A 10,175-nucleotide genomic window follows, 5' to 3' on the forward strand; every position below is an offset into this window, starting at 1 on the left:
AAAATGAGAGGGAAGGTTTTAAAGGGAAATCGTCAGGGATTAGAAATTTACTATAGCATCCAAAATCCTAAAGCTGAAGAAATTATGGGGTTATTAGGTCCTATACAATAGTTTTCTAAATCACTAAATTCAAATGATAAAGTTTATGTAAAATAATAATCCATTTGAAAACTAAGATTTTTTTAAAAGACGCTATACATAGCGTCTTTTTTTATTTTAAGACCTTACTCATGAATATTATGATCATAAGTTTAGGTTTATCTCGTCTCAAACAGAGAGGAGTCGTAACATAAGTTACGACTCCTTCTATTTAATCGTTAAAACCTTGAAGTGATGTCATTCCACACATACACAGCACAGCAGTACGCTAACACAACACCAAACAACATGTTTACTAACTCTCTTTCCATCTTACATTCCTCCTTTCATGTTTGACATCTATATATTTCCGATTCATCCCTCCTTTGCAGTTTGATATCTATATGTCTCTGACTCTCTGTAGCTAAGATAAAAGCTAGTGATGTAAGGCAGTTTACATTTCCTTAGGTGTTTAGATTTCACCTAATTTTGCCATTAGAGGCTATACTTATATGTTTCTATATAAAAAAGCAGTTTGAAGATTTAGCAGTTTGAGATTTTTTAGTGGTTTAAGCTTTTTTAGCGGTTTAACTTCTTAGCAGTCTTAACTTCTTAGCAGTCTTAACTTCTTAACGGTCTTAACTTCTTAACAGTCTTAACTTCTTAGCAGTTTCAACTTCTTAGTGGTTTAATCTTCGTTAATGGTCTACCGATAAGTAGGGGAGAGGTTACAATTGAACAACGATGTCAAATGTCTGTTTTTCTTTTTGTCGTCTCAAAATAAAAGAATACTCTTTGTTTTGAGATAGTTAATTATTTTTAAATAGAAACTAATGTACCATAAGGATAAGGAACTAAGATAGAAACGCCTGATAAATTGCCATTAGCAACTAATGCGACTTTCACAGCAAATAGTAAAAAATAATTAACTAACATATTTAACGTTACTTTAAAATACCCTAATTGCATCTCAATAACACATCACTACTTGTCTTTTTGAAACGTAACTCAGAAAATCTATACAACTGCCGATAATAAAGATTATGTAAACTAAATAATTATAAACTTATATAAAAAGCCCGTAAAATCTTATTCTTTCTGAATATAAAAATATAGGGACCTTTATCGTTTTCCGTCAGTAGGCGTAAGCCTAACGTTTCTTGGTTCTGGTGCAAAGATAAAATAAAAGAGCATATAGCACATATATTTTTAGTGGAATTGTATTTTATGCTATAAGTCCAAACACTTGGTGGATGAACTCTTTTTGATTTTGGACAGACTGGCTCCGTAAATCAATCTGTCCCTTTTTTATCATATGCATGGCTTCAACACCACTCAATATAGGAGTTGCAGTTTTAAATGACTTAAACCCTAACATATGACGCACACGTTTCTTAATAAAACGATGATCTTGTTCCACTATATTATTGAGATATCTGACTTGCCTTATCTTTTGCCTTCGGGCATATGTTTCTCTTCTTTCAACGCTTGAATCGCTACAGGATAGGCAGGGTTTTTATCTACTGTTATCACACGAGGTTTAGAAATGTACAAAAAAGCCAAGGCTTTCTTGAAAAAGCGCTTGGCTGCTTGTTTATCCCTTGATTTACTTAGATGAAAATCAAGGGTATTCCCTTCTGAATCAACGGCACGATATAAATACATCCATTGCCTTTTCACTTTAATAAAGGATTCATCGACTCTCCATGAATCGTTTGTTGATTTAAGATGATGCCGTATTTTCTCTTCTAATTGAGGTCCATATTGATGAACCCATCGCATAATTGTAGTGTGAGCTGTGGATAAGCCTCTTTCCTCCATCATTTCCACCAACCAGGTTACGGAAGCTCAAATTGTACCGTAGGCACCACCTTACCGTTAATAAAATTAATTCCGGCTGATAATGCTTCCATTTAAATATATTTTCCTTTTCCATACTGATCACACACCTTTTATAGAGTAGTACTATCAGTATGTCCAAGTTTGATAGACCATTTTCATATACTTCAAAGTTTTTTGCATCAGAACCAAAGAAAAAGACATCCTTCCGGATGCCTTTCCACAGTTTCTAGGTTTACACATTTTGTAAATGTGATAGGACGTTAGGTTCGAATCTAACGATTAAAGAAAAAAATCTGAGCAGTTCTATTACATTATATGCTAATCTTGACTAGTAATTCTATGCAATTTTACATATTAGGAGTCACAACACATGCCCATCAAGCTAAGGTCTTGAAGTACCCCCTAAACAAAATTTTGAATTTTTCCACAGTTATTTATGTGAATTCAACTCGTTTTTTTCGTTTTGGGGGCGTTATAAAATTCTTAAGTTGATGGATATGGAGTAGCACCACATACTTATCAAAATTAGAATTTGAAATATCCCCAAAACGAAAATTTTATGACTCTACAGTTATTTATGAGAATTTAGCTCGTTTTTATCGTTTTGGGGAAGAATGTATTTCTTAACTTGATGACGATGGGGGCGAGTCCTTTCATCCACTTTACAAACAAAAACGAAGTCTTTCGCAAGACTCCGTTTTTGTTTGCTTACCAGGAATTACAACCGTTAATAGGAATTGCTTAAACCCTATTAACGGTTATATCGACTTTTTTTAAACTTTGCAACAGAACCCTTGGATTTCAGCCTTTCCAAACCGCGTCAACAACGTTTTCTGGTATTGAAACTATGAATATGATCAAGAAGGGACAAACTCTTCAAGGGGAGAAGTCTGTTCGAAATCACATACAACTTATCAATACGCTCTTCGGTCTCATTGCATAACAGTGGATTCCTAACAGCATCTGTCGCTCTCTTTTCAAATTCGATTATATTTGCACTCAAACCGAACCTTACCTCTTATCCCATGAGAAATCGGATGCTGTCTTTTCCAAAGTACATTCTAATGTCTCTAATTCTGTAAGTCCATATTTTCTATTTAGTGCTTGCAATATTAACCAGTCTGATACATGAATATTACTACTTAAAAATGGCCCATGTAAATACGTACCTATCAGATTTTTGTACAGAAGTCCTTCCTTTTTTTCTGTTACATTATTCCCATATCCCTGTAGAACTTGACCGAGACAGTCAAAAGAATGGAATGTTTGGCCACTATGATTTTCAAAACCCACTATTCTTCCGAATTTTTCAGATTGTACTCTTACATTCCCTACTAATCGACCCACTGAACCCGTGTCCTTACATGATGTATAAAACGGTAATATTCCTAGGCCTTGTATGATATCACTGTTTGCAGTTTCATAATAATCTCCTAATAGTTGATATCCTCCACAAATACAAAGTGCTGCTAAACCATCCTCTATTGCTGCTTTCAATTCTTTTCGAATTGAAAGCAATTGTTCTTGAACTATTTGTTGTTCATTGTCACTCCCTCCCCCAATAAAGATTAGATCAGCCTGAGATACAGGATAATCTTTTACTTGTTCCACATAATGAATATCGGCTTCTATTCCTCTCCATTCTAATTGCTTTTGTAGAATGGTTACATTCCCGCGATCGCCATATAAATTAAGCGTATTGGGGAAGTAATGATAGATAATCAATTTTTTCATAGTACCTCCAGATGTTAAAAGCGTAATCGGGCCTTATATATAAATTCTAAGGAAAGTACCCAATTTATATCTTTATTTTTAGTGTCAACTCTCTATTCGGTGTATTTGAAATCTATATACGCTCAGGTGAACTACCCGCCACTTAACGTCCTAACAGAATGTTTGACGTGGGGGCTTCTCGGTTAGTCATTACTTTTGATAGCTAACGAATTAGTCCTAAGACAGCCGAGCTAACTCCCTTGTTCCAAAGGTTATTTTATTGCTATTTATGCTAACGCTAATAGACGTATTGCTTCATTTTTGATATTGATAGCTGAGTTATAATCTCTATCGAGATTTATACCACATATACAAGAATATACTCGTTCAGACAATGATATATCTTTCACAATTCCACAATTGCTACATGTTTTTGTGGAAGGAAACCATTTGTCTATTTTCACAAGTTGTTTGCCTTGTTCTTGTAGTTTATAAGCTAAAAAAGAAGTGAACATACCCCAACCATTGTCAGCAACACTTTTTCCAAAATTAAGTGATTGCGATATCCCTTTCATGTTTAGGTCTTCAATAGCTACAACATCAAAATTAATAGCTAACTCTTTAGACTTATGATGAAGAAAATTCTTTCGTTGGTTCGCTACTTTTTCATGTAATTTCGCTACACGAATACGTTGTTTGTTCCAACGTTCTGAGCCTTTAGAACGTCTTGCTAATACTCGTTGTACCTTTGCTAATTGGTCTAACATTTTACGATAAAACTTAGGATAATTGGCTTTCTCATCCTCAGAACTAACGTATAATCGATCCATTGCAAAGTCTAATCCAACAACTGTTTCTACTTCTTTTTGTAAAATCTCTTTTTCGTATTCTGTCAAGATGGACACATAGTATTTACCAGTAGGTGTCATAGAAATAGTACATGACTTGATAATATGGTCTTGTGGTATTTCTCTATGCTGTTTGATACGTACCATTTTCAATTTTGGCAATTTGATATGACCATTAAGCAACATAATATTTCCGTTTACTACATTCGTTGTATATGATTTTCTATCTTTTTTGCTTTTGAATGTAGGAAAGTCATTTTGACCACTAAAGAAATTCTTATAGGCAGTTTGCAAGTTTAGTTGAGCATTTGCCAAAGCTAATGAATCAACTTCTTTTAACCACTCAAATTCTGCTTTGTATTTCGCAGGAGTTGGAAGCTTTTGTTTCTTTAGTTGTTCCTTATCATCTTTGTATTTTTCGTACGCTTCTTTCCGTTCAGCTAACATTCTGTTATACACGAAACGTACACAACCGAAGGTTTTACGCATAAGATATGCTTGTTCTTCTGTTGGATACAAACGGAATTTATATGCTTTATTATGCTTTGTCATATCATTTCACCTCACATTTCACCTTGATTTTCAATATATTTCTTTACTACGTCTATTGGCGAACCACCAGTAGTTAGTAAGCAAAAACTTCTTGACCAAAACATCTCTTTCCAAAGTTTCTTTTTCACTTGCGGAAAGTCTCTCTTGATTAGTCGAGAACTTGAACTCTTATAAGCATTGATGAATTTTGTCATTTCTGTATTAGGATGTGCCTTGAACAAAATATGAACATGGTCTACATCATGATTCCATTCAACTAATATGATGTTATAGTTTTCAGATAATCGCACACACATGTCTTTTGCATAGTCTGACATATCATCATCAAACGCTTTTCTTCTGAATTTTACGACCAACACAAGATGATAATACAACAAAAATACAGAATGATTATTACTATCTAATTTCATTGATATACCAACCTTTATACCTTATAAGACGGATTATATCAGGGGCGAAATAAAGAGCAAAGCCTTTTGGCTACGCCAAATCGAAATTCATCTCCCACCTACCGTTGGGCTACGCCCTTCTCACGCTTGAAGAAGGAGAATGCTTTCAGGGAATTCGTTAAATTATTAAACCAAACGTATATAGATACCATCTTATTTATGATGGGGACGCCGTTCCCTTAGTGCTTAAATATTGCCGGGCAGTATTTAACCCTGTGTAATTACTAATTACGGACGTTTCATTCCCTGCTGCAATGCTATTCTGTATGGCAGCAGAAATATTTGAGATAACTTTTATCCTATTCACAGAAATCCCCGCGTATTTTAAACGCACTGCAAGGTCATGGGCACGTGTTCCTGCACAAATTATATGGCTTACATTGGAGTTTGCTAATAGTTCATAATCTACATCCCAAATCCAAGAGATATCTTTCCCATCAGCAAGCAAGTCATTTAATATAAAAACATATTGTGTAATGTTTTTATTTTGTATGCAATAATCTATCGTGCAGTTCATCCCTTGTGGATTTTTAGCTAAGTTTAGATGGTATATATTTTGTGCAATGAGAAACTGTTGCATACGTCCATTGCTCGTGTGATATTCTCTTAATCCTTTGTGAATTTGCTCATAACTAAAACCTAAAAATTCTCCAGTTTTTATAGCCGTTAGCATATTATATGCATTGTATTCACCCTTCAAATTGGAAGTATAGGATTGATTTTGTATAGTAATCGTTAAGTTATTTTGTGATTGAATTGAAGTAACCTCAACATCTAATACGGGACTACTCATAGAGCACGAACAATAATATTTTCCAAGGTGTCCATAGTGAGTATATATATATTTCAATAGCCGGCCACAACAACAATAGACGGCATCTCTAATATTACTTTTATGAAAATTCCCTACATTTTTCTTTAAACCAAAATACATGGTTTTATGCTTTTCTTTAGTAAAATGTCTACTATATGGATCATCACCATTTAATAGCAAGTGAGCATCGCTAGAATGAATAGCGGTTTGTACTTTTGAAATCAGCGTATTGATTTCTCCATAACGATCCAGCTGATCTCGAAAGATATTTGTTACAACGATCAATTGAGGCTGTATTTGTTTCAGAACTTCGGTCATTGTCAATTCATCGACTTCGAGAACTGCTACTTTCACGCCTTGTATTTTCCCGCGTATATTACTTTTTTTTATAAAAGCAGAGGTAATTCCCTCTAATAAGTTAGATCCTTCTATATTACTGATATATTCACTTTTATTGGACTTAAAAATGGAGGAAACTAAATTACAAGTTGTTGTTTTTCCATTTGTACCGGTAATCAAAACCACGGTTTCCACCTGTGTCGCTAATTTTTGTAATGCATTCTTATATAAGTAATTCAGAATTTTCCCTGGAATGTTAGATCCATTAAAACCCAATTTTTTACTACTATATCCTGCTAACTTTCCAACTATCAATCCTATATAAAATAACAATATTAATCACCTTCCTTACTCGTCTCCTTCTAATTATTTAAAAAGACACTATTAAAATTATTAAAACGTTCTATGAAATTTCCAGTGTTATAAGTTTCTTTTATATCTCAAGTGAACCAAAGTTCCTGTTCTCTAGTAGAGGAGTTCCTATATCATACAATCTTGGGTTCTGGTGCAAAAACTTCAAACTACACGAAAATGGTCTATCGAAAAAGGACAAGTTGATTTATAGAATCAGTCTGTCCAAAATCAGAATATCTTCATCAAGAAACTGCTCGCGTTAACTGTTTGATAGAAGATTCTATTAGGAACCTCCTATTCTTTTTTACAATGTATTATAGTTCTCGCACCAGAACCTTTCATTCTACTTCCGAAATATAAATCTAATCATTAATATTTGTCTATTGTGGCCCCGAGAGAAGAAGATTTAATGAATTCTTTATTTTGATATTTCTTTAATTCATCAGGAGTACCAGTTACTACTGCTCCAACAATCTTCACCTTTTCTGGGTTTAATGTAGGATTATCCTTTTTTAATTTTGTTAATATTTCTTTTGCTTTATCAGCATATTCTCCATAAAACTCAGGGGATTTTAATGTATCTATAAAAAATTCAGGAGATTGCCAGTCATTTTGTGAATTATACGGATAACCATATATATTCCCACGATTAAAAGATCCCACTTCTTCTTTAAGCTCTTGCTGATTGATACTATGTATCTCTTCATCTGATTCTGTGTCTATCCAAAGCCATTCTGTATTTTGTTTATCTAAAAGTTTTTGAACCTCACTAATTGAATAAGGGCGATCAAAAGATAGCGCATATTCAACATATTTATTTGATCCTATGTCATCAAGTAAATTCAAGTCATTAGGAACTTGTTTATATTGAACTTTCGGATGATAAAAAATAAGCTCTCTTTGTCCATTCTGACTGTTATAAATTTCCCAGCCTTTTCTTTTTTCGTTATAATGATTTATCCAATTAGAAGGTTCTTTTTCTGAACGAATAAGATTATAATGTCCTGTTGACGATTCCCAAGGTATGATACGCTCTCCTATTTTTTTCGAATAAGTGTGAGTTGTGTCAACGGAAAAAGAATTCCAATTATAAAATGATGCATTGTGCTCAATATTAGGTTCAGTAATAGATAACCATACTCCTGTAGCATTATCTTCCTTTGTCAGACGCTCAGATAACCAATAATTGTTCCCTATAGTCAGTCCACTATATAATGCAATTAGTATACTTCCCGTAATAACTACATTTTTTATAATCGCTTTTCTTCTACCTTTATGCATTGTTTTTTCGAATTCCTTATCATCTAAAAAAAGTTCAGATTGATTCTCATCATTCTTTATGTTCATTTTGTTCCCTCCTATATATATCAATAAAAAGTTGTTTGGCTCGAAATATCGTTGTTTTAACAGTTCCAGTAGTAACTTCAAATAAAATGGATATATCTTCATACCGTAATCCTACTACATATTTTAGAATTAAAAATTCTCTATACCTTTTAGGAAGCAAATCTAATGTTTTTTGTATTTCACCACTCTGTTCTTCCTGTAATAGACAATCCTCAGGTAAATCAGGTTCAAGATTTTCTAAGATACATAATTCAATTAAAAACTTATCTTTTCTTTTTTCCCTTCTCAAAATATCATAACTTCTGTTTATAGCTACTCTAAACAGCCAACTTTTTACTTTTTCAGGTGGAATACCTTCTAAGTTTTGAATATATTTTAAAGCTGTTTCTTGTACAATATCTTCTGCATCCTCTCTAGATATTCCAAGTTTTAATAAATAGTTAAAAATAAAAGCTAGGTACTGCTTTAATCGTTTTTGAAAAACATCATCTCGCATCTTTTCCCTCCTACTATATTTATAACGATTAACTTTCAATTTGGTTGACAGGTTAATCAAATTTTTTTACATAATTTTAATTGTTAATTAAAACACGAACAGTTCTTATTTATATTTTAGAATTCTTCCTTATTACAATGTAAACTTTTAACTATTAATTTACATCCATTCCCTTTATTTTATTGAATCTATCGTAAGTCACTCGTTTTCTCCTAAACCACTAATTAAAGGGTTCTGTTGCAAAAAGTCTATAAAACTTGGACATACTATGATTGAAGGATTGCTGCGGCATTGTACAAATATGGAAGTAGAGAAGAATTATGTAGATACACATGGACAAAGTGAAGTTGCTTTTTGTCATTTGCTAGGCTTCCAAATGATTCCAAGGTTCAAAGCTATTCATGCACAAAAATTGTATCGTTCAGATGTAGGTATGCAAGACTCAAATTCCAACTTGCAACCAGTTTTAACTCGACTAATCAATTGGAATTTAATTGAACAACAATGTGATCAAATGATTAAGTATGCTACATCCGTATGGCTTGGTACAGCTGAAACGGAGGCGGTTCTCAAACGATTTACCCGCAACAGTGGACATCCAACTTATTGAGCACTTAGTGAATTAGGAAAAGCAGGATTTTTATCGACGGTTATAACACGAGGATTTGAAACATGAATATCAATTGTATTTCCTTTTGAATCAACAGCACGATATAGGTACATCCATTGACCTTTAACTTTCACATACGTCTCATCGACTCGCCAAGAATCCTTGGTTGACTTAAGAGGTTCTGGCGCAAAGATTACTAATTTTCACTTACAATTAATAGTTTCTAATCTAATAATATTTCGACAATGGAATTAATAGTTTTGTTTTGAGCACTATAGTAAACCTCTAATCCTTTTCTATCATTCATAATTAATTTTTGAGATTTCATCTTCGATAAATGCTGCGAAACAGTAGATTGTGGGATACCAAGAATATCTACAATTTGAGTTACATTACATACCCCTCTTGTAATTAATTCTTTCAAAATTTTAATTCGTATTGGATGAGCTAATGCTTTTAAAACTTCTGCGTTTTTTTCATAATTCAACAAACTAAACATCTCCTTGTGAAATAATATATTTTTATTATATTAATAATCTGATGAATGAAATTATTAATATTCTAGTTTTGCAGAATTTATGCTGCAGCATCTTTTCGATTTAATTTGTGTTTTATTCCATCAACATAACCCGGTATGCTCCAGACACCCTTATTCTCTTTTTTTGCTTGCATTTCTACTTCCTTTAATTCATCTGAACAATAATATTAAAATGCTTTCAATAGTAAAAATAGT

The 10,175-nt window shown here is 33.0% G+C and carries 7 protein-coding genes and 5 pseudogenes; 3 read left to right on the forward strand and 9 right to left on the reverse strand.

Annotated elements, in window-relative coordinates; translation table 11 throughout:
• Positions 1–111: pseudogene (locus V7038_RS17980) on the forward strand (transcriptional regulator); the annotation flags it as partial.
• A 1,192-nt stretch (positions 112–1,303) separates the two neighbouring features.
• Here V7038_RS17980 and V7038_RS17985 read toward each other — a convergent pair.
• Positions 1,304–2,014 (reverse strand): annotated as a pseudogene (locus V7038_RS17985) (IS6 family transposase).
• A 738-nt stretch (positions 2,015–2,752) separates the two neighbouring features.
• On the opposite strand from V7038_RS17985, the pseudogene V7038_RS17990 reads away from it, so the two are divergent.
• Positions 2,753–2,863, forward strand: a pseudogene (locus V7038_RS17990) (IS6 family transposase); the annotation flags it as partial.
• 68 nt (positions 2,864–2,931) lie between these two features.
• Here V7038_RS17990 and V7038_RS17995 read toward each other — a convergent pair.
• From V7038_RS17995 to V7038_RS18020, 6 genes are all read right to left on the reverse strand, one after another.
• Entirely contained in the window at positions 2,932–3,654 is a 723-nt protein-coding gene (locus V7038_RS17995) for a type 1 glutamine amidotransferase (protein ID WP_002107093.1), read from the reverse strand.
• A 266-nt stretch (positions 3,655–3,920) separates the two neighbouring features.
• Positions 3,921–5,033, reverse strand: coding sequence for an RNA-guided endonuclease TnpB family protein (locus V7038_RS18000; RefSeq protein WP_335471212.1), 1,113 nt, complete (start codon positions 5,031–5,033; stop codon positions 3,921–3,923).
• 11 nt (positions 5,034–5,044) lie between these two features.
• On the reverse strand, positions 5,045–5,443 hold the full coding sequence (tnpA, locus tag V7038_RS18005) for an IS200/IS605 family transposase (protein WP_002162328.1): 399 nt from the start codon (positions 5,441–5,443) through the stop codon (positions 5,045–5,047).
• Between the two features lie 196 nt (positions 5,444–5,639).
• On the reverse strand, positions 5,640–6,968 hold the full coding sequence (locus V7038_RS18010; RefSeq protein ID WP_002107096.1) for a MurT ligase domain-containing protein: 1,329 nt from the start codon (positions 6,966–6,968) through the stop codon (positions 5,640–5,642).
• 390 nt (positions 6,969–7,358) lie between these two features.
• Positions 7,359–8,336 (reverse strand): anti sigma factor C-terminal domain-containing protein, encoded by a 978-nt coding sequence (locus tag V7038_RS18015; protein WP_098988911.1) that lies wholly within the window; start codon positions 8,334–8,336, stop codon positions 7,359–7,361.
• Positions 8,320–8,832, reverse strand: a complete 513-nt coding sequence (locus tag V7038_RS18020; protein ID WP_335471215.1) for an RNA polymerase sigma factor — start codon at positions 8,830–8,832, stop codon at positions 8,320–8,322. The genes V7038_RS18015 and V7038_RS18020 overlap by 17 nt, the downstream gene beginning before the upstream one ends.
• A 268-nt stretch (positions 8,833–9,100) precedes the next feature.
• Between V7038_RS18020 and V7038_RS18025 the strand changes: the two are divergent.
• Positions 9,101–9,439, forward strand: a pseudogene (locus tag V7038_RS18025) (Tn3 family transposase); the annotation flags it as partial.
• Between the two features lie 17 nt (positions 9,440–9,456).
• Here the strand turns inward: V7038_RS18025 and V7038_RS18030 are convergent.
• Together V7038_RS18030 and V7038_RS18035 are read right to left on the reverse strand one after the other, a co-directional pair.
• Positions 9,457–9,618 (reverse strand): annotated as a pseudogene (locus tag V7038_RS18030) (DDE-type integrase/transposase/recombinase); the annotation flags it as partial.
• A 47-nt stretch (positions 9,619–9,665) separates the two neighbouring features.
• Positions 9,666–9,932, reverse strand: a complete 267-nt coding sequence (locus V7038_RS18035) for an ArsR/SmtB family transcription factor (RefSeq protein WP_098988913.1) — start codon at positions 9,930–9,932, stop codon at positions 9,666–9,668.
• Positions 9,933–10,175: the final 243 nt, after the last annotated feature.

Source organism: Bacillus sp. JJ783, from assembly GCF_036963225.1.
Lineage (GTDB): Bacteria > Bacillota > Bacilli > Bacillales > Bacillaceae_G > Bacillus_A > Bacillus_A cereus_U.

Excerpts from the sequence above, each read along its gene's own strand:
- V7038_RS17995 (WP_002107093.1), bottom strand. The coding sequence starts at position 3,654 with ATGAAAAAATTGATTATCTATCATTACTTCCCCAATACGCTTAATTTA.
- V7038_RS18000 (WP_335471212.1), bottom strand. The coding sequence starts at position 5,033 with ATGACAAAGCATAATAAAGCATATAAATTCCGTTTGTATCCAACAGAA.
- tnpA (WP_002162328.1), bottom strand. The coding sequence starts at position 5,443 with ATGAAATTAGATAGTAATAATCATTCTGTATTTTTGTTGTATTATCAT.
- V7038_RS18015 (WP_098988911.1), bottom strand. The coding sequence starts at position 8,336 with ATGAACATAAAGAATGATGAGAATCAATCTGAACTTTTTTTAGATGAT.
- V7038_RS18020 (WP_335471215.1), bottom strand. The coding sequence starts at position 8,832 with ATGCGAGATGATGTTTTTCAAAAACGATTAAAGCAGTACCTAGCTTTT.